This window comes from Pseudomonas neuropathica, from assembly GCF_015461835.1.
Lineage (GTDB): Bacteria > Pseudomonadota > Gammaproteobacteria > Pseudomonadales > Pseudomonadaceae > Aquipseudomonas > Aquipseudomonas neuropathica.
In genome coordinates, this window is record NZ_JACOPX010000007.1 from 159297 (window position 1) to 183168 (window position 23872).

The 23872-nt window shown below is 57.3% G+C and carries 21 protein-coding genes; 3 read left to right on the plus strand and 18 right to left on the minus strand.

The window, feature by feature from the left end:
* Nucleotides 1-42: 42 nt before the first annotated feature.
* From H8F23_RS11910 to puuE, 4 genes are all read right to left on the minus strand, one after another.
* Complete coding sequence (locus H8F23_RS11910; RefSeq protein ID WP_108226901.1) at nt 43-546, minus strand: ureidoglycolate lyase; 504 nt, start codon at nt 544-546, stop codon at nt 43-45.
* 132 nt (nt 547-678) lie between these two features.
* On the minus strand, nt 679-1674 hold the full coding sequence (gene alc / locus H8F23_RS11915) for an allantoicase (RefSeq protein ID WP_007913974.1): 996 nt from the start codon (nt 1672-1674) through the stop codon (nt 679-681).
* A gap of 87 nt (nt 1675-1761) precedes the next feature.
* A complete protein-coding gene (gene uraD / locus H8F23_RS11920; protein WP_122594936.1) occupies nt 1762-2277 on the minus strand; it encodes a 2-oxo-4-hydroxy-4-carboxy-5-ureidoimidazoline decarboxylase in 516 nt (171 codons plus the stop codon).
* A complete protein-coding gene (gene puuE / locus H8F23_RS11925; RefSeq protein WP_194934499.1) occupies nt 2274-3200 on the minus strand; it encodes an allantoinase PuuE in 927 nt (308 codons plus the stop codon). Before puuE ends, uraD begins: the two co-directional genes overlap by 4 nt.
* Nucleotides 3201-3621: 421 nt before the next feature.
* Here puuE and uraH point away from each other — a divergent pair, with 421 nt between their 5' ends.
* Entirely contained in the window at nt 3622-3975 is a 354-nt protein-coding gene (gene uraH / locus H8F23_RS11930; RefSeq protein WP_011333195.1) for a hydroxyisourate hydrolase, read from the plus strand.
* A gap of 133 nt (nt 3976-4108) precedes the next feature.
* Here the strand turns inward: uraH and H8F23_RS11935 are convergent, their stop codons facing one another.
* From H8F23_RS11935 to H8F23_RS11965, 7 genes are all read right to left on the minus strand, one after another.
* Nucleotides 4109-5947: a hypothetical protein gene (locus H8F23_RS11935; RefSeq protein WP_194934500.1), complete on the minus strand. Its 1839-nt coding sequence runs from the start codon at nt 5945-5947 to the stop codon at nt 4109-4111.
* 80 nt (nt 5948-6027) lie between these two features.
* On the minus strand, nt 6028-7701 hold the full coding sequence (locus tag H8F23_RS11940) for a hypothetical protein (RefSeq protein WP_194934501.1): 1674 nt from the start codon (nt 7699-7701) through the stop codon (nt 6028-6030).
* 247 nt (nt 7702-7948) lie between these two features.
* Nucleotides 7949-9793, minus strand: coding sequence for a hypothetical protein (locus tag H8F23_RS11945; protein ID WP_194934502.1), 1845 nt, complete (start codon nt 9791-9793; stop codon nt 7949-7951).
* Between the two features lie 150 nt (nt 9794-9943).
* On the minus strand, nt 9944-13489 hold the full coding sequence (locus H8F23_RS28870; RefSeq protein WP_228759201.1) for a calcium-binding protein: 3546 nt from the start codon (nt 13487-13489) through the stop codon (nt 9944-9946).
* 234 nt (nt 13490-13723) lie between these two features.
* Complete coding sequence (locus tag H8F23_RS11955) at nt 13724-14353, minus strand: LysE family translocator (RefSeq protein WP_194934503.1); 630 nt, start codon at nt 14351-14353, stop codon at nt 13724-13726.
* 90 nt (nt 14354-14443) lie between these two features.
* Nucleotides 14444-15793, minus strand: a complete 1350-nt coding sequence (locus H8F23_RS11960; protein WP_007914003.1) for an NCS2 family permease — start codon at nt 15791-15793, stop codon at nt 14444-14446.
* Between the two features lie 291 nt (nt 15794-16084).
* Nucleotides 16085-16531, minus strand: a complete 447-nt coding sequence (locus H8F23_RS11965) for a MarR family winged helix-turn-helix transcriptional regulator (protein ID WP_194934504.1) — start codon at nt 16529-16531, stop codon at nt 16085-16087.
* Nucleotides 16532-16613: 82 nt separating this feature from the next.
* On the opposite strand from H8F23_RS11965, the gene H8F23_RS11970 reads away from it, so the two are divergent.
* Entirely contained in the window at nt 16614-17780 is a 1167-nt protein-coding gene (locus H8F23_RS11970) for an aminotransferase-like domain-containing protein (protein WP_116256627.1), read from the plus strand.
* Between the two features lie 161 nt (nt 17781-17941).
* Here the strand turns inward: H8F23_RS11970 and H8F23_RS11975 are convergent, their stop codons facing one another.
* The 5 genes from H8F23_RS11975 to H8F23_RS11995 form a co-directional block, all read right to left on the minus strand.
* Entirely contained in the window at nt 17942-18313 is a 372-nt protein-coding gene (locus H8F23_RS11975) for a glutathione S-transferase N-terminal domain-containing protein (protein WP_194934505.1), read from the minus strand.
* A gap of 104 nt (nt 18314-18417) precedes the next feature.
* Nucleotides 18418-18963: a GTP cyclohydrolase I FolE gene (gene folE, locus H8F23_RS11980; RefSeq protein WP_003442011.1), complete on the minus strand. Its 546-nt coding sequence runs from the start codon at nt 18961-18963 to the stop codon at nt 18418-18420.
* 77 nt (nt 18964-19040) lie between these two features.
* Nucleotides 19041-19598, minus strand: coding sequence for a Smr/MutS family protein (locus H8F23_RS11985; protein WP_038366959.1), 558 nt, complete (start codon nt 19596-19598; stop codon nt 19041-19043).
* Between the two features lie 74 nt (nt 19599-19672).
* Nucleotides 19673-19993: a hypothetical protein gene (locus tag H8F23_RS11990; RefSeq protein ID WP_007914024.1), complete on the minus strand. Its 321-nt coding sequence runs from the start codon at nt 19991-19993 to the stop codon at nt 19673-19675.
* 130 nt (nt 19994-20123) lie between these two features.
* Complete coding sequence (locus H8F23_RS11995) at nt 20124-20714, minus strand: cysteine hydrolase family protein (protein WP_007914026.1); 591 nt, start codon at nt 20712-20714, stop codon at nt 20124-20126.
* A gap of 239 nt (nt 20715-20953) precedes the next feature.
* Here H8F23_RS11995 and prmB point away from each other — a divergent pair, with 239 nt between their 5' ends.
* On the plus strand, nt 20954-21862 hold the full coding sequence (gene prmB, locus H8F23_RS12000) for a 50S ribosomal protein L3 N(5)-glutamine methyltransferase (RefSeq protein ID WP_099758433.1): 909 nt from the start codon (nt 20954-20956) through the stop codon (nt 21860-21862).
* A gap of 93 nt (nt 21863-21955) precedes the next feature.
* On the opposite strand, the gene H8F23_RS12005 is transcribed toward prmB, so the two are convergent.
* Both H8F23_RS12005 and H8F23_RS12010 read right to left on the minus strand, forming a co-directional pair.
* Nucleotides 21956-22747 carry a hypothetical protein gene (locus H8F23_RS12005; protein ID WP_093441710.1) on the minus strand — a complete coding sequence of 264 codons (792 nt, stop codon included), beginning with the start codon at nt 22745-22747 and terminating at the stop codon, nt 21956-21958.
* Between the two features lie 99 nt (nt 22748-22846).
* Nucleotides 22847-23800: an alpha/beta hydrolase gene (locus tag H8F23_RS12010; protein WP_194934506.1), complete on the minus strand. Its 954-nt coding sequence runs from the start codon at nt 23798-23800 to the stop codon at nt 22847-22849.
* Between the last annotated feature and the right edge of the window lie 72 nt (nt 23801-23872).

Consider the following 23872-nt stretch of genomic DNA (forward strand, 5'->3'; position numbering starts at 1 on the left):
CTCTCGCCTGTCACTCTTGTTGTCGAGTGATCAGACCTTCTCTTATTGGTGGGGGGCGAGGATCAAACGCTCATCCTCTTTGAAAAAATGCTCATCGCAGTTATTGCCTGTGCCACTGCGATCAACCACCAGGAAGTCATCCCGCTTTTCGATCGTCAGCACCGGATGGTGCCAAACGCCGCGATGGTAATTAATGCCCTGCCTGCCGTTGGTGACGAAGGCGCGGACCAAGCCTGATACAGGTTCATCGCCAACTGGCGCGACCACGATCAGAAAGGGGTTGCCGAGCAGCGGAATGAAAGCCTGGCTGCCCAGCGGATGGCGTTCCAGCATGCAAACGGTCAGCGGCATGTCCTGCGCGTCGGCGCGGAAGATGCTGATGATCGCGTTGTCCTCAGGCTGAGCGGTTTCGACCGTCGCCAGTTTATGGAAGCGCATGGTCGAACCGTTGTTGATCATGAAGTGATCGCTGCCGTCGGTTTCGATCACGTCACCGAAAGGGGCGAAGGCTTCTTTGCTCAGCGGTTCAATCTGTAGTGTGCGCATGCTGTTCTTCTTATCCGAATTCGTTATCGATTTACTGCATTTCCCTGTAGGAGCTGGCGAAGCCTGCGATCTTTTGACTTGGTTTTTAAGATCAAAAGATCGCAGCCTGCGGCAGCTCCTACAGGCTCAACATTACTTCGCGACCTTGCCGAGAACGCGCAGGCGGCTCACACCACCATCCGGGAACACGTTCAGGCGGATGTGGGTGATCGGGCCCAGCGCCTTGATCTGCTCGACGAAGGTGTGTTCGGCGTGCATTTCCAGCTTCTGGCTTGGCAGCAGTTCACGCCAGAACAGCGACTGGGTTTCTATCTGGCTGTCAGTACCACCTTTCACGAACGCGCCCTGGATCGAGCAAGTGTCCGGGTAGTTGCCTTTGAAGTGCAGGGTGTCGACGACGATCTTCTCGATCTCGCCCGGGTGACCCAGCGCGACGATGACCCAGTCATTGCCTGGCGTGCGACGGCGTGCAGTTTCCCAGCCGTCGCCCATGTTGATGCCACGGCCCGGGTTGAGGATGTTGCTCATGCGGCCGAAGTGTTCGTCGGAGCAGGCGAGGGCGCGGCCACCATTCAGGGCTGCTGCCAGATCGACTTGCTCGTTGTCACCCACAGCGGACCAGTCGCGGAACGGGATGCCGTACACGCGCAGACGGGCAACACCGCCGTCCGGGTAGATGTTGAAGCGCAGGTGGCTGAACGCTTGGTCGTTGCTGATTTCGTGGTAGTGGTGGCTGTTGCCCTGCAGCTCGACGGCCGACAGCACTTCAGTCCACTGGGTGTTTTCATCAGGCTCGCCCGACGCCAGGAAGCACGCTTCCAGAGAGGCCGATGGCGGGAAGTTGCCGGTGAAGAATGAAGTGTCGATGTCCACGCCTTTGATCGAGCCCGGTACGCCCAGACGGATCACAGCGCTGTCGAAGCCTTCGAAGCGCTTGCGGCGCGATTCCCAGCCATCCATCCACTTGCCGTTGTCATCGAACACGCCCTCCTTCCATACGGCCGGGGTCGGTTGGAACAGACGATTGGCGTCTGCGAACCAGTCATCGGTGACCGAAATGATCTTGGTGCCCAGACGGGCATCGGCCAGGTTGACGAATTTTTCGAAAGGTACGGCGTAAGCTTTCATTCTTCTTGTCTGCCTTTAAAAAAGTGGCTGGGGATGCTTGCAAGACCCTGGGTACTCTCCGCGTTTGATGTACTCGGGTCAGGCTTGCTAAAGAGTCAGTAAACGGAACAGGGCGATCTTGTTGATCTCCGCCAGCGCGCATTTGAACTCGGTGTCTTGCGAGTTGTGAATACGCGTTTCGAACGCCGCGAGGATCTGATGCCGGTTGCTGCCTTTTACCGCCATGATGAAGGGAAACTTGAACTTGGCTTTGTAGGCGTCGTTCAGCTCGGTGAAGCGCTGGAACTCTTCGGCCGTGCATTGGTGAATACCGGCGCCAGCCTGTTCATTGGTGCTGGCTTCGGTCAGTTGGCCCTGGACGGCAGCTTTGCCAGCCAGGTCCGGGTGAGCGTTGATCAGCGCAAGCTGGCTTGCGTGATCGGCGCTCAACAGGATGTCGCTCATGCGCTGGTGCAGGGTTTCGATCTCGTCGATCGAAGCGTCCGCACCCAGGTCGTAGGCCTTCTCGGCCACCCATGGCGAATGTTCATAGATGTCGGCAAAGGCTTTGACGAAAGCGTCACGGCTCAGGGTCGACGGTTGCAGGGTTTGAAAGCGGCTCATTTCGCGGCCTCTTGGTACGGGTGGGTTTCGTGCCAGTGACGCGCGATGTCGACGCGACGGCTGAACCACACCTGTTCATGACTTTTGGCGTATTCGATAAAGCGTTTGAGCGAAGCGATGCGACCCGGACGACCGATCAGGCGGCAGTGCAGACCGATCGAGAGCATCTTCGGCGCTTCGGCACCTTCGGCGTAAAGCACGTCGAACGCGTCTTTGAGGTATTCGAAGAAGTCGTCACCCTTGTTGAAACCTTGCACCTGGGTGAAGCGCATGTCGTTGGTGTCGAGGGTGTACGGGATTACCAGATGCGGCTTGCCGGTCGGGTTGTTCGGTTCCCAATACGGCAGGTCATCGTCGTAGGTGTCGCAGTCGTAGAGGAAACCACCTTCTTCCATGACCAGGCGACGGGTGTTCGGGCCAGTGCGGCCGGTGTACCAGCCCAGTGGGCGCTCGCCGGTGATTTCGGTGAGGACGCGGATCGCTTCGAGCATGTGCTCGCGTTCCTGCGCTTCGTCCATGTACTGATAGTCGATCCAGCGGTAGCCGTGGCTGCAGATCTCGTGACGGGCCTCGACCATCGCACGGATCACATCCGGGTGGCGCTGAGCGGCCATGGCCACGGCGAAGATGGTCAACGGAATGTCGAATTCCTTGAACAATTTCAGAATCCGCCAGACGCCGGCGCGGCTGCCATACTCGTAAAGCGATTCCATGCTCATGTTACGCGCGCCTTGCAGCGGCTGAGCGGCAACCATTTCGGAGAGGAAGGCTTCGGATTCTTTGTCGCCGTGCAGGATATTGCGCTCGCCGCCTTCTTCGTAATTGAGTACGAACGACAGAGCGATGCGGGCATTGCCCGGCCAGTGTGGGTGAGGAGGGTTACTGCCGTAACCGATCAGGTCGCGTGGGTAGTCAGCGCTCACTGCAGTCTTCCTTCTTATTCGTTGACAGATGGGTGTGGCGGCCTGGCAGGCTGGCGTCACAGCGATGGGCTGATTGTATACAACTTTATTCGCAATTTGTAAGCCTGAATTTTCGCATTTTTCGCCGACTGTCATCTTTTGCTGGTATTGGCGTGAGCCTGCAAGAAACCTGCCTGACCAGTCAGTTAATGGATAGGAGGTGCAATGTATAGGCGTGTTGCTGGCAGAATGCGGGGAAAGCCCCGATTGGCGGGGGTGGTGTGAAAAATGTCGTTTTTATTGTGTACAATTTTTTTGAAAAGTGTCTTAATCAGTCGCTCGCCGCAGCTTTTCGTGCTCCGAATCGGTGCGGTCTCCTTTTTATCTGACTTCGGGAGGCGCGAGGTCTGACTGCTTCCACGCAGGCAGGCGCGCAGAATCAATGGGACGTTTGACAACACACGTTTTGGACGCTGCACACGGTTGCCCGGGCAGTTCGATCAAGGTCGAGCTGTACCGCGTTGAAGGTTCGCACCTGGAATTGGTCGCCAGTGCGCTCACCAACAGCGATGGCCGGGTCGATGCGCCGCTGCTGCAAGGCGATGATTATCGTACCGGGGTTTATCAGGTTCAGTTCCACGCTGGCGATTACTACCGCGCCCGCGGCGTTCAGTTGCCGGAGCCGGCATTTCTGGACGTGGTTGTGCTGCGCTTCGGCATCTCTGCCGAACAGGATCACTACCACGTGCCATTGCTGATTTCGCCTTACAGCTATTCCACGTACCGGGGCAGCTGACCCCCAAGCAGCTGCCCCCCACCGGGAAGCGACTGCGCATATAGCTTCTTTGGTCTTTCGCCCGCTCACACTGCGGGCTTTTTTATGCCTGAGTAATCTGCCCGCCTGCGCTGCAGAGAACTCCGGAGCTCATTCAGCTGTGTCGGGTGACAATAAGGTTATGTTCGTGAGTGGGGAGAGGCTCGTTGGTGCCCAGCAAAAAAACGATTCTGTTGGTGTGCAAATGCCCCATCAACTCGTCTTTGACCTGCACGTCCAAGTTGTCGACAAAGACTCTTTTCTTGAGCCAGGCAACTGGATCAGGGAGAAAAACAGTGTTGTTTTGAATCCTGTCCATGAACAGGATGAAAACAGGATCAACCCCCGTTCGCTTGATCAATAAGGCATTCCCCTGGTTGGCGCCGAAATCATGGGCAATGGAGTAGCCGTGTGCGCTAAGAAGATCTTTGAAAAGTGTTCGCGTTGTTCGGCGACCCCTTTGGTGTTGCGAGCCGGAGAACAGTTTCGGGTTGAAGTCGATTCTTCGCAGACCTTCAGCGGAAGGTAGCGGCATACGCATGTTGCCATTTACGTCAGTCGCAAGCGGCGAGAGGAGCATCAGCGGGTCGCTCAAGTCTTGACGAGCGACTCTGTTATCGCCCGTGAAAATAGAGCGATTTTCCCAGTACTTGAACGTCTCGAACAATGCACTGATCCCGGACCCTGTTATTTTCTCGGAGTGACTGGCTCGATTGAACATCTCCCGTGCAGCTTTACTTGCAGAGTGATCGGAAAGATAGGGGAACTGATCGCTGACATATTGAGTCAGGCTTTTCTCAAATGGCCGACTCTCCACGATTCTCCATGCCTGACTGCCATGCCCCGTATCGCCCTCCCTCTTCACCGCCGCCCTGGGTTGCAACTCAGGATTGGTCAGCAGCAACTGTTCGAAAGCATCGAAACGAGTAGCAGAAAACTGTGGCGGCTTGATGAAGGCAAAGGCGTCAATGGCGTGGCTCGGCTGGTCAAGTATCGCAAAGTGCTTGCCGCCGATTTCGATGGAGTCGCCGGCTGACGGTTTTATCGTGGTTCCCCAGCCTTTCCATAATTCACTGATGCCCATGAGTACGAAGGGATTGAGAGGATCACTGTCTTCTGGCAGTCGAGGGCGTTTACTTTGGCTCGGGCCGGGCTTTTCTGACCGGGGCAGGGCACGGGAACTGCCTGCTTGTGGAGCTTGTTGTGTATCTGTAGTCGTCTGCAATTTACGGCGCCAGACGAATTGCCCGGGAATCTGCTCGAACGCTATATCCGGCACATTGATCGTTGTTGCTGAAGCCAGTTTGTATTCGCCTTGTTCGTTTCTGCGAACCAGGACGGTTCCTTCGGCGATATCGACATAGGTTTTTCGATGCTTGTCGTAGCGAACGCCGTCCGGTGTTTGCAGGCGGGGGGAGAGCAGGGCGGCGGCATCGGGGGCGAGGTAGATCGGCTGTTCCCCGGGGATATGTTCAGCGGCTGCAGTTGGCCCGTCATTGTCTGGGTTGTGCGCCAGCCAACTGGGTCGTTCGAAGTTCCAGACTGGCTGGCGCTCGGTTTTGATCAGGAAAGGACCCGCCAGATGCGGAGTGAAGTTGAAGGGAATCCGGTAGCGGCCATCGTGATGGATTTCGACCAGCAGATGCCCTGCATTTTCAACATGGGCGTACAGCTTTCCTTCCGGGCTGGTGAGCAATCCGCTGTCGGGATCCAGCCGTTGTAGCAGGTGCACTTGATCGGCAGGCCAGCTGATGGCGCGCAGAGCGGCCGCTACCGAAACGGGGTAGTCGGCGGATGCCTCGTGGACCCGCACCGGCGGTTGACGCCCGGAATTGCTCGGCAGGTCTGCAGAGGATTGCGTGGTTTCGCCGGGGATTCTGGGGACAATGCCAGCGGCATTTGGACGTGTGTCAGGCGCAATAACACCGGCCACACGCTTTGGTGGTTTGACCATTAACTGAATCTCTTGATTTGGATTGTGGGTGTGCAGGTGTCCGGACTTGCGGACGTACCGTTCAGGCGTTCAGCAGCGGCTCAGCCCTCTCTCACAATGAACAGCGTCGGGTGCTCAGCGGATATGGGTTGTATCCCCCCCAAAAGATGGATGACTTCGGTATGAGCCAACTGGCTCTCCAGCATCTGTTTTTGCGACACGCTGAGCCTCGTCAGGTGGGCGGGGTTGAGGAGTTCGGTGCCTGCGGGTGTGGTGCGAGTAACCTGATTGCCAGCGATGGGTGGCAGCTTCAACACGAATAGAGCGGAAACGCCTGGGCGGTAAAAAAGCAATGCACCTTCACTGAGTCGGTGCGTGGTCGGATTAATGCTGTAGCCATTGTGTTGCAGGATGGTCGCCATCAATCCGCGCAGGTTTCCTGGCGTCGGCGCTGCTGCATAGCGGGCCCACTCCTGAGGAAACCGTTGTGGGTCGAAATCCAGGCGCTGTAATACGGCTGAGTTGTGCGCAGGCAGTGTGAGCAAGCGGCCGCCTGCCAGATGGCCGGGCGATGTCGGCAGTTTTGGCAGCATCATCAAAGGGTCCGCCAGTCCGTGTAGCGGGGGCTCGTGATTCACCCTGTCCAGCCAGTGGCGGAAGGTCAGTGCCATCACCGAAAGTCCATGGGCGTTGATGCCCTGAGGCAGTGAAAGCCGATCGAATACCGCCCGCGCGAGGTTGCTGTTCGACTGCTCGGACAAATAGTTGCAGGCGGCGGAAACATATTGGGTGGCGGACATTTCGAACGGTGGAGCGTTGTCCAGAACCTTCCATTGGCCTTCGCGTTTCAGTGCCCATTTCGGTTGGCGCGACGGCTCATGACGCAGCATGTTTTCGAACGCGTCATAGCGGTCCGGTGCAAATCCCGGGTGTTGCAAATAGACCAGTTCGGTATCGGCACTGACACCTTGCGTGACGATCCGAAAGTGTTGACCGTCGATCTCTATCGACTCGCCTGAATCGGGTTTTGTGGACTTGCCCCAGTTTCTCCACTGACCGGCGGAAAGATCCAGGGCGACGCCCGGCTGGGCTAACAGATGTTCGACCAGCGTGCTGGTACCGGCCGCAACATGGCTCTGTTCGTCCAGGCGTTGGCGCTTGCTCGGGCCGGGTGCTGCATCGGGCATTTCGGTGGACAGTGGATTGATTACGGCTGGGTCGCCTTGCTGCGGCGTGTCGATTTCACGCCAGAGTTTTGTCCCCGGAATCTGTTCCACTCTTTGTCCCGTCGGGGTTGATTCCCCGGCATGTGTCTGTCGCCAGCCTTCCGCAGTTTTGCTCACCATGACCATGCCGCCGAGCATTTCGACGTAGGGTTTCTTGCGTTTGTCGTAGCGAAACCCCTCTTCAGAGCCTGGTTGCAGCTTCAGTCGGGTTGCCGACTCGGGGTTGATATAGACCGGATGTGCTGGTCTTTCGCTGCTGGAAGCACCGGCCAGCGCAGACGGTCCGGTTTCGATGGATTGCTGCCTCACCCAGTCGGAGGTTCGCGCTTCGCTCAATTGGCGATGCCGGGTGAACGGACGACCGACGATGACGCTGGGGCGGTCGGCGGGCGCTTCTGGCAACGCGTGTGATGAAGTGGCTTCAGTGTGGGGAGTGGAATGACCCGGTTCACCGGGAAGTGCTGCCAGTAGAACAGGTAAAGGATTGGTTGCTCGGCTGGACGCCTCCGGTGACGCCGTGCGAGGAATTTTCCTGGTTGGTTTTGCCATGGACTTGCTCCGATGAATCGCTGATCAGTGATGCGGCCGGATATTCGGGAAGCGGATTCGATGTGCAATTGCGCGGCATCGTGTTTGCCCGACCCATTGGCTTCAAAGGCGTGATGTTCGGCAAAAACTCGCCACGGCGTGCGGTATATATGTATGGCGATGAGGGTAAGTGCTGCAGGGTGTTTCGAGGCGTTCGAAAGTCATGCCGACTCGCGCCGGCAGGGCCGGTGCGAGTCGTAGCGGGATCTCAGCGCTCCCTGAGCACGAACACCGAATCCGGAGTCGACTCAACCTTCAATACGCCCCCGATGAGCCAGACCACTTTGTTTTCCATGTTCGCGGTGGCCAGGGCGTGAAACGCCTCGTTGCCTATCCTGGCCGGCAGGCTGGGTTCTGCCAGTTCATTGCCCGGGGTGTGGGACAGGCCGACATGATCCACCACACCCAGTTTCATAAAATAAATCCGGTCACTGGTTCCGCGCCTGAATACCAGCGTTGGCATGCGGTGTTCGTATGTCAGGGGAAATATGTCATAGCCGCTGCGAACCAACAGAGCGCCAAGCAGGCGTCTGAGGTTCAGGTCGGTCGGGTAGGTTTTGTAGTGGTTCCACTCGACGGGAAAATGCTTGGGATCGAAGCTGAGTCGTTGCAGTTCGCCGTCGACCTGGGAGGGTATGCGGATGAGTTTTTTTCCGTTGAAATCGATGGCGGGTGCCACTGCCAGCATGTTCAGCGGGTCGGCATACGCAGGTGCGGTGGGAAATGGCCGTTGTTTCCACTGATGCAGGACTGCCTGAATGTTGACCAGCCCGGTGCCGGTAATCATCGGTGTGTTGTCCGCGAGTTCGAACAGCCTTCTGGCGACGGCCCGTGCCGTGTCATCAGAGAAATCAGGGAATGTCCTGGCTACCGACTGCGAGATCGGTTCATCGAAGAAACGTTTTCCAGGGTGTATTTCTCCCGGATCGTTACCGATGCGAAATGTTGCAACAGGCTGCATCGAGGGCGCCGTACGGAGCATTTGTTCAAACGCATCGAAGTGTGTTGGCACAAAGTCAGGATGTTGCACAAAGTAGATTTTGGGGTTAGGGGTGGAACCCTTCGGCACCACCGGATAGTGAAACCAGCCGAGCTGCACCGACTCCACCTGCGCTGGTTTGTTCAGATGGCCCCAGGGTAGCCAGAAAAACGGTGTTTGCTCGGCTGGAGTGCTGGCGTCGAAGGTTATTGGTGCTAGTGGTTGTTCGGGGACGTTGACCCGCGCGCGTTTGCTTGGGCCGGGTTGCGGTTCGTCTGCTTCGGCCATTGGCCGCGACCTGCCTGCAGCGGGATGGTTGGGGGTTGGCAAGTGCGGATGCTTGCGGCGCCAGAGCACCGTTCCGGGAATCTGTTGAAAAAATACATCGGGCAAGTCTCTGCTTGTTGCCGAGGTCAGTTGATATTCACCTTGCTGGTTTTTCCGAACCATGACTGTGCCGTCTGCGGTATCGACGAAGGTATGTTTGAGTTTGTTGTATCGAAGTCCCCCCGTTGAGAGTTCTGCTCTGGTCAGTGTTTTTGCGTCATCGGGCGCAAGGTAGGAGAGGGACGGTGGCGTGGCAGGGGTGTCGGGGCGAGACCGTGTTGATTTCCAGCCGGGGCGCTGGATGTGCCAGCTGGCCTGGCCCTCAATCCTGGTCAGTACCGGGCCGGGAAGACCCGGTGCAAAGGTCAGCGGAACGTAATAGTTGCCTTGCAGATCCCGTTCGACGACAAACCGGCCTTCGTTGCCGATTTGCGCGTAGGTTCGTTGATCCGGGCCGGTGAACAGACCCGTGTTTTCTCCGCTTGGTATCAGCTCGTGCAATCGATCCTGTGGCCAGGCGATTGCACTGCGGGCGGCACGGTAGGTATCGGGCATATCACTGACGATGACGGCGGGCGGGCGAGTGGTGGCGATACCGGGAGGTCCCGTGGTCGAGTCGACGCCAGGCAGCGCTGGGTCAGGCAGGTTTGCAGTGACGCGAGTACCCGAGCCTGGCTGTGCAGGTCTGGTTGTAACAGGGGTATCTGCTGCCACTGTCACAGGAACTTTTTTGGGTGGTTTGGCCATGTGAAGTTACTCGTTGAGTGATGATGCGCGGGCACGTAAGTGCCTCAGCGCATTTTTCAGGCGCACTCGTCCGCATCCCAGTGGAGATGTTCGGTTACTGCACTTCGGAGTGCGCACGTGGTTATCGGTTTTTGACGGGTGTGTGGCGCGTCAAGCAGAGGGAACAGTCATCAACGGCGGCTGTGCAAGGAGGGTGAGGTCTTGATGGCTGCACCGATTGACCACTTGCAGTGCTGAGTATTCAACGCGAGATTTGTCTCTGCGCAGGATCCAGCCATGCGTGGGAAAGTTGTAACTCAGCGCCTCGGGACGATTGTCGGCGAGCACGATGTTTCTCACTTTGATCTCTTGATTGGCCATTGCTGCAAGGGCCTCGGGCAAGTCTTTTGCCGAGTCGGGGTCTTCAAAGAAGCGGGCATCCAGACCATCCAGGTAAACCCTGTCGAAAGAAAGATCGACGGTATGGACAACCCCTTTCTCGGTAATGACACGGACCTGATCGATCAGGTCTTCGCTTTCGTACTCGGGCAAATGAATAATGCAGGTGCCGATGTGCAGCTGGTTATTTTCCAGCCTGATCTCGACCTTGCCGAGTTTCGTCGCGTCGAGGTCCCAGGTGGAAGAGTAAGGCAGTCTGGCAGGGGCGTTTGCGAGTGCTCCCGGGGTAGACAATCTGATCGCTATATCGGCAACCAGGTGAATCAGGTAGGTGGAACCAGTACCTTCAAGATTCTGGATCGAGGTTTGCTCTGGATAGGAAAAAAGCGAACCGCATCCCGCCCTGTCGAATTTGAAGGGTTTGGTTTCAGGTAACTCAAAAGGAATCTGATCTGTGCGCCGTGGCAGTGGTAGTGAGAGCTGCGTCGTCCAAGTATCAACATCATTCGGATTATGGCTTTCAAGGGGGCAAACATCGGTTTCCGGTGTCAGTTGCAAATTGACCGTGACGCCACCTTTAAAAATGAGCACGACCCGGTAGTTGGGACGTGCGGCCATGGTTCGCAAGATCCTGATCATGTTTCTGGGGTCAGATCCACCTTCCGCATAGGCGAACAAGCCAAATTTCAGTGTGTTTTGGCCGAAGTGATAAATCAGGTCGCATCCCGCAAAAAGTTCTCCATTTGACTTCTTCTCTCCCGAGGTAAAGTGCGCTTCAACCTTTGTCAGTTCGCTGATGTCGTAATCAAGATGCAGACGAACCACCGCTTCAGCACGTTTCACCAACCGGAGTGTCGTGTTTTTCCTGGACCTTGGCAGGTAGTAACTCGCATCACGCTGATGATCGATCACGCACTCGGGAGTGTGGAGGATAAGGGGTCTTTCGGGTGTTCCTTTTTTTACAACGACGACTTCGATTTCGAGGTTGTGGCCATTTTCGATGCTGTCAGGCAGGTCGGGGGCGTCAGGCAGTTTTAACGAGTAGCCGTCGCCGGTCATGAACGTGAATTTATTATTCTGCAATACGAAGTTGTTTGCGTCTTTCTTATACAGGCCTTGAATGATCACGACACTTTTCGGGTCGTCCGCGAATGCGAACCGGGAACTGATGATCAGCGCGCCATTCTCGATTGCCCAGCTTTCGATCAGTTCGTATTTCCAGTTGAGCAAAACAATACTTTCTTCTGTGCCGTCTTCGATGATGGCAATACGGCCTGGTTTGTGGTCAATGATGTATTCGTCAATACCAGCCTCACCCGAGGCTGTTGCTCCGGGATACGTCAGATGGATTTGATCATTTCCGGGCCCCGCATTGATGGTGTCCTGGCCGCGCGAATTAATGATGTTGCGTTGAGCCGAACCGGTCACAACACTGATGGCCCCGCTGACCGTTTCAACATTCTCGATACTTTCCAGAAGGCTGTGGAGAGTACATTTTTCACCCTCTTCGGCAGAAGGATCGGTTGCGATTACCTGCAGGGTTTGGGCCAGCAGATCGACGTCATAGCCTTTTCTATCGGTGCGGCGGGTGTAATTGCTTCCAGCCAGAACAAGCGTGTCGTTGCCTGCGCCGCCTTTCAGTGTTGAATACTCGGAAACCTCGACATCCTGTACAAGCAGATCCCCTGCACCCTCGAACACGAAGCGGTCGTCTTTCTCACCCCCGGTCAGCTGTTTTTTTCCCGATCGGTAGTGAAAGTTGTTGGGTTTGTTTTCAACGCCCTTGATTGAGTCCTGGCCCTCGCTGATGAACCAGAGGATGCCCTTGTTTTCGCCAACCGTACCCAACTCTGCACCAGGCGTATCCTTGGAAACCCCGTTGCGGGCGTCAATGATGTCATCGCCTCCCTTGATCTCGGGAACCTGGATCGTTTCCCAACGGTCTTGTTTGGTCCACCAGTTACGCTTGCGCACTCGGGAGGGATTGAGGTGGACTTCAAACTTGCCATTAACGATGGCTTCGGTTGTGTCCTTTAGTTGCCCATCCAACAGATTTCTGGCTGTTTCTTTCAATTGTTTCGCGTGTTGGAGCCTGGTTTTTGCCAGCAGATAGCGGTTTTGCACGGCCTGCTCAGGGTCCATCATGCAGAACGAAAACCAGCCTGTGCGCCAGCGCTCGTCCAGCGTCAGTTCGATGTAGTCATCAATGTCGTCGACCACGCGTACCGCGCCATAAATTTGCGACCCGATGGCCAGGATTGCACCAGCTGCAAGCCCGACCGGGCCTGCAAATGAAAAGCCTGCCAACGCTGCCGCACCGAGGATGACCGTCATGGCGGCGCTGGTAATACTCAATCCAGCGCTCACGTAATGGTCCATGGCTTCTTTTCCGACGGCATTTTCAGCGGCATTGATCGATCTGACAGCAGTGAAGATATCGAACGGCAATGTCAGTGCGCCGCCGATCAGACCGCCGGAGCGACCCAGCCTCAGGGCAAACCGGGTTTTGGCAAAATCCATCAGGGCGCCTTGCCCGGCCGAGAGCATATTCGACGCAATTTTGCTGACGGCGATGTCAACAACGATGGAACCCACTTCCGTACCAATACCCAAGCTGTTGATGGCGACTTCGGTGGTGTTGTTTGCTTTGATAGCATCCACCACACCACGTAAACCCATGAATATGCCGAAAGCTTGGATGCCGACACTCGACCCGAGCGCGGCGTAACTTTTCGCCAGAGACACCCAGCGAGGATTATGTTTGGGCAGGTTTGCGTGATACAGGTCCAGTTTCTGTGCGCAACCCAGTAGTTTTACCAATTTGCTACGGTAGTTACCTTCGTCTGTAGAGACTTGCGAACTTTCTCTTATCAGATGAGGGGCCGTCAGTGGGCGTTCGCTGGCCATTTCGAAAAGCAGTGTCGTCAACAAATAACTGTCCTTGCCTGTTGACGATTTCATATGGTGTTCAATGTCGACGGCACTGAACTGCAACGCGTTGATGAAAGATCGCTTGGGTACCCGGAAAAAGGTGCTTTTGCCACTCAGTGGTTGGCCGTCAAACGTGGCGCCCAAGGCATAAAGTGACACTCGTGTTATTGAAATATTGCCGATTTGCAGCGGGCCGAATACGGAGTCGACTATTTTCAGTTGATCGACTGTGCTTTTTACTTTGATGCTGGTTGTTTCATCAGTTTCGGGTTTGAAATCAATGGTCGAAACATGATGTTCATTGCTCTCGAAACGCATGTCGGCGATGACGACGGCGTCGGTGATTTCTGCAGTTTCCAATGACGCTTTACGTATCAGGGTGGCCATGTGAACTTCCTTGTTCTGGCGGGTTTTTATTTATTTGAGTCGTGATAGTACGGTCGCCTTTTGAACGATGTACATCAACGGGTTGTTGCTGTGTATTGCGCTTGAGGGATGCAGTTGTGGCGGCGGGGATATGTCGCGAGCAACACGAGCGGTCGCTGCGAATGCCATCCCTGACCTGAGTTTTTCAAGTCAGGGATGGCTACAGATAAATAAAAAGTTTGTGATCCAAATGTCTCAGTGACTGCTGAGCAACGATGCCGCGCCGGCGCCTCCGAACAAGCCGGCACTGATCCGGTTGAACCAGCTCTGTCCTTTGCCACTGCGCAAGTAACGCGCTGCGCCGTGGGCTCCGAGTCCGTAGGCCAGTTTGCACAGCAGATCCAACAAGGTCCAGGTGGCGATCATCACCAGCAACTGCGGCAGGAAGGGCTGCTCGGCGCTGAGGAATTGCGGCAGGAAAGCGGCGAAGAACAGGATGTCTTTCGGGTTGCTGGCGCCCAGTACAAAGGCGCGGCCGAACAACGCGCGAAACCGTGGAATGGCGGCAGCTTGTGGCACGACGGCGCCGACCGATGGCTGGCGCGATTGCTGCCAGCTCTGCCAGGCCAGATAGAACAGATAGAGTCCGCCGACGATTTTCAGGGCACTGAACAGTTGCTCCGATGCCAGCAACAAGGCACCCAGCCCCAACGCAGAAGCACTGAGCAGGCAGATAGAGGCGAATACGCCACCGAGAAATGCCGGATAAGAACGGCGCAACCCATAATTCAGACTGTTGCTGATCATCAACAACGACAGTGGCCCCGGAATCAGGATCACCACCAATGCAGCGCCGCTGAACAGCAGCCAGGTTTCCAGACTCATCACTTTCCTCCTTTTTTTGTTGTACTCAAGAATGTGCAAAAGCCCCACCCGATTGGGTGAGGCTGTGTTGAAGCGTGAACCGCGTGACGCTTACAAGAAGATGAACTTGGCGATGAAAATCGCGCAGAGCACCCACAGGCTCACGGAAATCTCCTTGTACTTGCCGGTACCGGCCTTCAACGCCACGTAGGTGATGAAGCCCAGCGCGATGCCGTCGGCGACCGAAAAGGTCAGTGGCATCATGATCGCGGTGACGATGGCCGGGATGGCGTCAGTGGCTTCGTCCCATTCGATGTGGGCCATGCCGCCCATCATCAGCATCGCCACATAGATCAGTGCACCGGCGGTGGCGTAAGCGGGAATCATGCCGGCCAGCGGTGCGAAGAACATCGCCGCTATAAATAGCACACCTACGGTGACTGCGGTAAGACCAGTCCGACCACCAGCGGCCACACCAGCGGCACTTTCTACATAACTTGTAACTGGAGGGACACCGACTACAGCGCCGAAGACGCTGGACGCACTGTCGGCTTTCATTGCGCGGGAGAGGTTTTCGATACGGCCGTCAGCATTCACCAGATTGGCGCGCTGGGCGACGCCCATCAGGGTGCCGGCGGTGTCGAACATGTGCACAAAGAGAAAGGCCAGTACCACGCTGATCATGCTGACGTTAAACACGCCGGCGACGTTCATGGCCATGAAGGTCGGAGCCAGGCTTGGCGGGGTCGACATGATCCCTTCGTAGTGCACGATGCCCAGGCCCCAACCGGCCAGGGTCACGGTGATGATGCTGATGAGGATTGCGCCGAAGACTCGATGGTAGCTGAGGATCGCGATCATCAGAAAGCAGATGGCCGCGAGCAGTGGGCCAGGTTCGCGCAGGGAGCCGAGTTTGATCAGTGTGGCCGGGCTATCGACGACGATACCCGCGGTTTTCAAGCCGATCAGGCCAAGGAACAGACCGACACCGGCACCCATCGCAAAGCGCAGGCTGACTGGAATGCTGTTCAGCAGCCACTCGCGAATCCGCGAGAAAGTCAGGATCATGAACAGCACACCGGAGACGAACACCGCACCCAGTGCAGTTTCCCAGTTGTAGCCCATGGTGCCGACCACGGTGTAGGTGAAGAACGCGTTGAGGCCCATGCCCGGTGCCAGCCCCACTGGCCAGTTGGCGTACAGCCCCATCAACAGGCAGCCCAGCGCGGCGGCGATACAGGTGGCGACGAAGGCTGCACCATGGTCGATCCCGGCATCGGCCATGATGTTCGGGTTGACGAAGATGATGTAAGCCATGGTGATGAAGGTTGTCAGACCGGCAATCAGCTCGGTCTTCACCGTGGTGCCATGCAAGCTGAGTTTAAACAGACGTTCCAGCAGGCCACTGCGTAATGGCGGCGAGAGGTCCAGCGTCGATGCTTCGGATTTGCGGCTTTCCACAGCGAGTACTCCTCAAGAGTTTTATTGTTATTTCCAGGGCCGGACCCATGAGGGGTGGCAGCGGCCCTTTGAGGCATACGCGAATTTGTTGACCATGCGGTCAGGAACTCGCACGCTGTGGATTATGCTTTTGTGTACAAATAAAGCAAATATTGTTTTTGATTTTGTTTACGAAAGTTCCGTCAATAGGGGTATATCGCCTGTACTGGCCCCCTCGCGAGCAAGCTCACTCCCACATTTGCAATGCGTTCCCCTGTGGGAGCGAGCTTGCCCGCGAAGAGGCAGTCCTATTCAATCGAGAGCCGTCTGACTTTTCCCCAGTGCCATATTCACCGCTAACCAGCCATTCACCGCCGCCTCGCCAGCCTCGGCAAACACTCGCTCCAGCAATTTCACCTGCTCACGCCGCAGCGCCTGTTCAAACTTCGCGCCTTCGGCCGTCAATTTCAGCAGACGCTTTCGCTTGTCGGCCTCGGACGCCACGCTGTCGACCAGATGCATTTCCTGTAACTGCCGCAACGGCATGTTCAAGGCCTGCTTGCTCACGCCAAGCAATCCCAGCAATTCCTTCACGCTCAAATTAGGGTATCGAGCGATGAAAAACACAATGCGCTGATGCACCCGCGACAGCCCACGGCGCTCGAGCATTTCATCAGCCTTGGCGGTGAAGGCTTGATAGCCGAAGAAAAACGCTTCCATCGCCTGTTGTTGGCTCGCGGGGTTTTTAAGGTCAAGCATATTGACGTACTCGCTCAAGCTGTCGTAATTTCAGTCAACCAGTTTGACTCATTTTTCCCATGCCTCGCTACCGGTGACTTCCATGGCTTTTTCCGAACGTGTCGCGCGCCTTAAAAGTTCTTTGATCCGTGAAATCCTTGCCGCCGCCCAGCGTCCGGAGGTCATGTCGTTCGCTGGCGGCTTACCGGCCGAAGCGATGCTGCCGAAGGTCGAGTGGGCTGACATGCCGCTGTCGCTCGGCCAATACGGCATGAGCGAAGGCGAGCCGGCATTGCGCGAAGCCTTGGCAGCGGAGGCGAGGGCGCTGGGCCTGGAGTGCACCGCAAGTCAGGTACTGGTGGTCAGCGGCTCGCAGCAAACCCTCGATCTGGCGGCCAAGCTGTACATCGACAAGGGCACGGAAATTCTGCTTGAAGCGCCGACCTATCTCGCTGCATTGCAGATTTTCCAGCTGTTCGGCGCCGATTGCCTGACCGTGCCGCAAGAAGCCGACGGCCCGAATCTGGCGCAATTGCGCAGTCGTCTCGAACAGCACCGACCAGCATTCATCTACCTGATCCCGACGTTTCAGAATCCGTCCGCCGTGCGTTACAGCGAAGCCAAGCGTGCAGCCGTAGCGGCATTGCTCGACGAATTCGGCGTCACCCTGATCGAGGACGAACCCTACCGCGAGCTGACTTTCGATGGCGGCAGCGCCAAGCCGATTGCCGGGCGTCTGCAGAAGGCGAGCTGGATCTACACCGGGACCGTGTCGAAAACCTTGTTGCCCGGTTTACGCGTCGGCTACCTGATCGCCAGCCCGGACCTGTTCCCGCATCTGCTCAAACTCAAGCAATCGGCAGATCTGCATACCAACCGCATCGGTCAGTGGCAGGCCCTGCAATGGATCGGCAGCGACAAGTATCAGCAGCATCTGAGCGAGTTGCGCGGCTTCTATCGGCAACGGCGCGATGCCTTCCAGGCGGCGCTGGAAACGCACTTTGCTGATCTGGCCGACTGGAACATGCCGCAGGGCGGGCTGTTTTTCTGGCTGACGTTGAAGCAGCCGCTGGATACGCGAACGTTGCTCAATGAGGCGTTGGCCAATGACGTGGCGTTTATGCCGGGGGAGCCGTTCTTTCCGGATCCGGATAACAACCTTGGGCATTTGCGCTTGAATTTCAGCCACATCGATCCGGCGCGACTGGATGAAGGGCTCAAGCGATTGGCGGCGGTGGTGCGCCAGGCGCTGCTAGAGAAAGCGGCCTGAAAACAAATAAACCGGCTCATGGGCCGGTTTATTTTTGTCTGGGATTTGCGGTGGCTGAGAGGGCCCCTTCGCGAGCAGGCTCGCGCCCACAGTGGAAATGCATTCCAAAGGGTGGGAGCGAGCCTGCTCGCAAATGCGTCAATCAACCCAGCACATAATCATCAGACAGCGGCAAACCGCTTATCCAGATAATCAATAATCACCTTGGACTCATACATCCAGGTTGTCTGGCCATTCTCTTCAATGCGCAGGCAAGGCACCTTGATCCGGCCGCCCTGATCCAGCAGCGTCTGACGATCCTGTTCGTTGTTCTTCGCATCCTTCAGCGCCACCGGCACATTCAGGCGACGCAGCGTGCGGCGGGTTTTCACGCAGAACGGGCAGGCATGGAACTGATACAGGGTCAGGCCTTGCGCGGCGGCGTTGACCCGGGCCTGAGTTTCGGCAGGACGCTGTTTCTTGCCCGGGCGGGTGATGAAGTCGATGAAGATAACCAGTTGGCCGAGGCCGACACGAAGCGCTTTGACGAACACGTTTAAAGCCTCACGGTGCAAATTGAGAAAGGCGCGCAGCTTACCCGATTTTTCACGGACGAAAAAAAACCGGCGATGAATGCCGGTTTTCTTCGGGCAACGAATTACTTGATGAGGCTGAGGAATTCGCTGCGGGTCGCTGCGTTTTCGCGGAACTCACCGAGCATCACCGAAGTGATCATCGACGAATTCTGCTTCTCGACACCGCGCATCATCATGCACATGTGCTTGGCCTCGATCACCACGGCTACGCCCAGCGCGCCGGTGACTTGCATCACTGCATCGGCGATCTGGCGGCTGAGGTTTTCCTGGATCTGCAGGCGACGGGCGTACATGTCGACGATCCGCGCGACCTTCGACAGGCCCAGCACTTTGCCGCTCGGGATGTAGGCGACGTGCGCCTTGCCGATGAACGGCAGCAGGTGGTGTTCGCACAACGAGTACAACTCGATGTCCTTGACCAGCACCATTTCGCTGTTGTCGGAGCTGAACAGGGCACCATTGGTGACCTCTTCGAGCGTCTGTTCATAACCGCGGCAGAGATACTGCATGGCTTTGGCGGCACGCTTTGGCGTGTCGAGCAGGCCCTCGCGGGACACGTCCTCGCCCAATTGGCCGAGAATCGCGGTGTAATTCTGTTCCAGGGACATGAAACTACCTGTGGGGATTTTCGCAAAGGGCAAGGGTACGGTGGCGGACACAACCCTGCAAGTTCGGTGTAACGGGATTATTCGTCGCGGCCTTCCATCATGGTGCGTTTGAGCATCACGTAAACCGCGCCGGCACCGCCGTGTTTCGCCTGGCACGAGCAGAATCCCAGCACTTGGGCATGCTGGCGCAACCAGGTGTTGACGTGGCTTTTGATCATTGGCCGCTTACCGTCCAGGCGCACAGCCTTGCCGTGGGTGACACGTACGCAGCGGATTTCGAATTTAGTCGCTTCGGCAAGAAAGGCCCAGAGGGTTTCGCGGGCTTTTTCCACGCTCATGCCGTGCAGGTCGAGGCTGCCTTCGAACGGGATCTGGCCGACCTTGAGCTTGCGCATCTGACTTTCCTGCACGCCGTCACGGGACCACATCAACTCGTCTTCCGGGCCGACGTCGATCACGAACTGGTCGGAAAGGCCATCCACGGTAGCGGTGTCGGTGCGCACGGTGGCGGACTGGCGCAGCTTGGCGATCTGTGCGCGGTCAGCCTTGGGTTTGCCGGTGTCGGCGCGGTCGTGCTTGATCGGCTTGACGCCTTGGATCGCACTTTTGAACAGGGAAAAATCGTCGTCTTGCATGTCAGCCTCCGCGAAGGGCGGCCAGTTTACCCAAGTCGAAACAAAACGGCCCGGCAAAAAGCCAGGCCGGTGATTCAGTCGTGTTTTTTCATCAGGTGCGGGGACATGTTCAGTTCCCGCGATTGCCGGGCGCGACGCCGGCAACGACGCCACAGCGCCACGCCGAAATACAGAAACAGCAAGCCGACAGCCAGAATGATCGCCGAACCCATCGGCGTGGCATTCAAATCACCGAGCGCTGGCGGGCGCCCGAGCAGGCTGGCGGCCCCGGCCATCGCCAGCAGCACACCGAACGTCGCCAGAATGGCGGCAATCGCCGCGCCGAATCGAAAACGCCAGTTGCTTTGGCCTTTGGGCCGCAAGCGGCGTGCGTCAAATCCATCGGATAACTTCATTCCGACCTTCCTCAATGGGTATCGGCCCTTCGACCGGGAGTTGACCGGGTTGTTCCTGAGGCTATGGCATTTGCGGCAAATGAGAGGATTTTGCGGATGAGCGGCGCCGTGAGCCGCTCATCAGGGTCGATCAGATCAGGTCTTGCGTCAGCGCGAGGGTGGCGAAGTTGTCCGCCATGATCGCCATTTCGGCTTCCTGTACCACAGCGGCGCTGAGCACGCGGCCCTTGAACGGCAGGTCGCGGGTGGCGCAGGCGTCTTCGACCAGGGTGCAGCGGAAACCCAGATTCTTCGCCGCACGTACGGTGGTGCTGACACTGGAGTGGCTCATGAAACCGCAGACGATCAGGTCCAGCGAGCCGAGGTTTTGCAAACGGTCCAGCAACTCGGTGCCGTGGAACGCGCTCGGCAGCAGTTTGCCGATAATGGTTTCATCGCCCTGTGGCTCGAGACCAGGGATGAATTCGCCGCGTTCGCCCTGCGGGTCGAACAGGCCGCCGACGGTGCCGAGGTGACGCACGTGCACGATCGGCCGACCGGCTGCACGGGCTGCGGCAACCACTTGTTTGATGTTCGCGACGGCCGCGTCCATGCCGCTCAGGGCCAGCGGGCCACTGAGATATTCTTTCTGGGCATCGATGATGACCACGGTGGCATGGCTCAGTGTGGCCGCTGCGTAACCGCGACCGCTGAGTTGAAACATCGTTTTTGGAACGGACATTCTGGGGCTCCTTGGGGTGGGGCTTTTGCGACATTGTCCTCTGGCTGAGCGGTTCTGTGAATCGCTACCATCGTAGGCACCGTCGTTATTGGCCTGCAGCCTTGTCAAGTTACACGTTCTGTTCAATAGCCGATGCAAAAAACAGAAAACTCCTACCGTCGGTGCGATGTTTTTCCTGCGTCGTCGTCGCGCGTTTTGGCTGCTAGAATCGCCAGTCGTTTTTTCTGGAGTTCTGCCCCGTGATCACTTCCCGACTTCGTACCCTGCGCGACCACATTCGTTGGGCCGTCAGCCGCTTCCATGGGGAGGATCTGTTTTTCGGCCACGGCACCGACAATGCCTGGGACGAAGCGCGGCAGCTTGTGCTGGGAGCTTTGCACCTGCCTTGGGAAATCGCCGACAGCTACCTCGATTGCGCGCTGGAAGACGACGAGCTGGTCAATTTGCAGCGTTTGCTCAAGCGCCGTATCGAAGAGCGCATTCCGACCGCTTACCTGTTGGGTGAGGCATGGTTCTGCGGCATGTCGTTCATCGTCGATGAGCGCGTGTTGATCCCGCGCTCGCCGATTGGCGAGCTGATCGAAAACCGCTTCGCCCCGTGGATCGGCAACGAGCCTGCGCGGATTCTCGACCTGTGCACCGGTTCTGGTTGCATCGGTATCGCCTGCGCCTACGAGTTTCAGAACGCCGAAGTGGTGCTGGCCGATCTGTCGTTCGAAGCGCTGGAAGTGGCCAACCAGAACATCGAGCGCCATGGCGTCGATGAGCGCGTCTATACCGTGCAGGGCGATGGGTTTGATGGCTTGCCGGGCCAGCGTTTCGACCTGATCGTGTCGAACCCGCCTTATGTGGATGCGGAAGATTTCGCCGACATGCCGGACGAATATCAGCATGAACCGGAGCTGGGCCTGGCGTGTGGCGACGATGGTTTGAACCTGGTGCGACGCATGCTCGCTGAAGCGGCCGATCATCTGACCGAGAAGGGGTTGTTGATTGTCGAGGTGGGCAACAGTCAGGTACACGTTGACGCGTTGTACCCGGAAGTCGATTTCGCCTGGCTCGAATTCGAGCGCGGCGGGCATGGCGTGTTCATGCTGACGGCGGAGCAGTGCCGCGATCATCAGGCGCTGTTCGCTTCCCGCGTTTAAAGGCTAAAGGCAAAAGATCGCAGCCTTCGGCAGCTCCTACATTGGGATTTGTGTACACCTTGTAGGAGCTGCCGAAGGCTGCGATCTTTTGATTTACCGGTGCGTGGCAATCCAGATCAGCAGCCCGGCCTGAAACACCGCAAACGCCACCAGACAGGTAATGGTGAAACGCAGCCCGGCGTCTTCACGCTTGAACTTGCTGACCTTCTCTTCCTGTTTCTTCAGCTTCACTTCCTGCTCGGCCAGATTCTGTTCAGCCTGCTGAAGCATCTGCGCCGCTTCAAGAATCTCGACGATCTGCAGCTTCTCGCTGTTCCAGTCGCCGAGCAAATCGCCGACCAGCACATCCTTGACGCTGCCTTTCAAATGCTGGGCATCGGCGTACACCACATCAAAACCATGCACCCGCAGGAAATGATCGCGACGCAGGCGCGTGTCTTCGTTCAGCGCGTCCTTGTTGTTCAAGTCCATGCCGTCAACGGTGTAGGTCGGCCAGCGCTTTTTCGCCCAATTGATGCCTTGCGCGGCCATGTAACGGCCGATGCCACGGTTCATGGGTTCGATCTGCAAGCCACTGTCGGGGCCGAAGTGCACACGTTTGGTCGTGTGATCAACCCACACGTCCAGCTGATTCTGCTCTTTGCGCACACGCTGGCCGGGCAGCTTGATCGTCATGCGCATCAGGCTTTTTTCTTTGCTGTTGCGCTCGGCATAGCCGAATTCGACGAAGCGCAAGGGGCGGCCGCCAGTGTTGCGGTCGGTCTGCAGCGGGGCCAGGCGGAGCATCTTGTGGTGCTCGACGTGGACATCCGCCCACGGCAGCTCGACCGCTGGCGGTGCGTCTTTTTCAGCGGTGGTGTCGGGTGAAGTCGGGGTATCAGTCATAACGGCGAGATCCTGTCCAAGCCCTGCTTGTCGCCAGCCGTTGCGCTGGCGACAAAGGCTTATCGGCCGTTTTTTGCAGGACTAGAGGGTAAACAACCGTTAACGGGTGCGAAGTCCGTCAATAAACTCAATGATCTTCGCGCCAAGTTCCGCCGCCAGTGGCAAATTCGGATCCTTGTACGAAGCCAGTTGCCGCTTCATATCGTTGTGGACGATGCGCATGACGTGGTTCATGCCGTCGATCACTACAAGTTCGGCGTCCGGTTTGGCGGCTTTCAGCGCCTGCGCATCGCCAACGCCGACCTGCATGTCGTTGCTGCCCTGAACGATCAGCGCCGGCATCTTCAATTGCGCGAAGGCTTTCGCTGGATCCTGACGGAACAGCGAAATCAGATACGGCTGCACGCTCGGACGGAAAATCACCTGCAACGGTTGCGGCACATTTTCATCAGTGTGGCCGGCCTTGAGGCTGTCGAGCAGTTCATTACTGCGCAACATCAGCGGTGGTGGCAGGCTGCGGGCCAATTGCTCGCGGATCACTTGATCGACCGGTCGGGCGCTGCCGGACAGGGAAATTACCGCAGCGGCAGCCACTTTCGGCGCGGCGAGGCTGGCAATCAGTGCGCCTTCGCTGTGGCCGAGCAAAATCAACTTGCCGAAACGCGGATCGGCCTTGAGCTTCTGCCCCCATGCCACCGCGTCCGCCGCATAGGCTTCGACCGACAAATTGCGCTCATCCGGCGTCGCCGCGAGGCTCGCCGCAACACCGCGTTTGTCGTAACGCACGCTGGCGATGTTGTGTTTGGCCAGCACCCACGCCAGGCGCTTGAGGCTGTCGTTGCGCCCGCCGTCAGGGTTGTTTCCGTCGCGATCCGTAGGACCGGAGCCAGAAATAATCAGGACAACCGGCACCGGATTGTCGGACTTTGGCAGCAGCAGCGAACCGAAAAGTTCGCCGGTGCCGGTATCCAGAGTGACCGGGCGTTGTAGGACCGTCGCTTGGGCAAAGCCCGTAAACAGGGTAAGACTCAAGATCAAAACTCGCAGCATCATCACGCCATCATTCGCCAAGGTGCCGGTTGGACTCGCCAGCACCACTAAGGTTCGAGGATGAACTACTCGGTT

Bases quoted from the DNA above. Each gene is read 5' to 3' on its own strand.
- H8F23_RS11910 (WP_108226901.1), bottom strand. From the start codon at position 546: ATGCGCACACTACAGATTGAACCGCTGAGCAAAGAAGCCTTCGCCCCT.
- alc (WP_007913974.1), bottom strand. From the start codon at position 1,674: ATGAAAGCTTACGCCGTACCTTTCGAAAAATTCGTCAACCTGGCCGAT.
- uraD (WP_122594936.1), bottom strand. From the start codon at position 2,277: ATGAGCCGCTTTCAAACCCTGCAACCGTCGACCCTGAGCCGTGACGCT.
- uraH (WP_011333195.1), top strand. From the start codon at position 3,622: ATGGGACGTTTGACAACACACGTTTTGGACGCTGCACACGGTTGCCCG.
- H8F23_RS11935 (WP_194934500.1), bottom strand. From the start codon at position 5,947: ATGGTCAAACCACCAAAGCGTGTGGCCGGTGTTATTGCGCCTGACACA.
- H8F23_RS11940 (WP_194934501.1), bottom strand. From the start codon at position 7,701: ATGGCAAAACCAACCAGGAAAATTCCTCGCACGGCGTCACCGGAGGCG.
- H8F23_RS11945 (WP_194934502.1), bottom strand. From the start codon at position 9,793: ATGGCCAAACCACCCAAAAAAGTTCCTGTGACAGTGGCAGCAGATACC.
- H8F23_RS28870 (WP_228759201.1), bottom strand. From the start codon at position 13,489: ATGGCCACCCTGATACGTAAAGCGTCATTGGAAACTGCAGAAATCACC.
- H8F23_RS11955 (WP_194934503.1), bottom strand. From the start codon at position 14,353: ATGAGTCTGGAAACCTGGCTGCTGTTCAGCGGCGCTGCATTGGTGGTG.
- H8F23_RS11965 (WP_194934504.1), bottom strand. From the start codon at position 16,531: ATGCTTGACCTTAAAAACCCCGCGAGCCAACAACAGGCGATGGAAGCG.
- H8F23_RS11970 (WP_116256627.1), top strand. From the start codon at position 16,614: ATGGCTTTTTCCGAACGTGTCGCGCGCCTTAAAAGTTCTTTGATCCGT.
- folE (WP_003442011.1), bottom strand. From the start codon at position 18,963: ATGTCCCTGGAACAGAATTACACCGCGATTCTCGGCCAATTGGGCGAG.
- H8F23_RS11985 (WP_038366959.1), bottom strand. From the start codon at position 19,598: ATGCAAGACGACGATTTTTCCCTGTTCAAAAGTGCGATCCAAGGCGTC.
- H8F23_RS11990 (WP_007914024.1), bottom strand. From the start codon at position 19,993: ATGAAGTTATCCGATGGATTTGACGCACGCCGCTTGCGGCCCAAAGGC.
- H8F23_RS11995 (WP_007914026.1), bottom strand. From the start codon at position 20,714: ATGTCCGTTCCAAAAACGATGTTTCAACTCAGCGGTCGCGGTTACGCA.
- H8F23_RS12005 (WP_093441710.1), bottom strand. From the start codon at position 22,747: ATGACTGATACCCCGACTTCACCCGACACCACCGCTGAAAAAGACGCA.
- H8F23_RS12010 (WP_194934506.1), bottom strand. From the start codon at position 23,800: ATGATGCTGCGAGTTTTGATCTTGAGTCTTACCCTGTTTACGGGCTTT.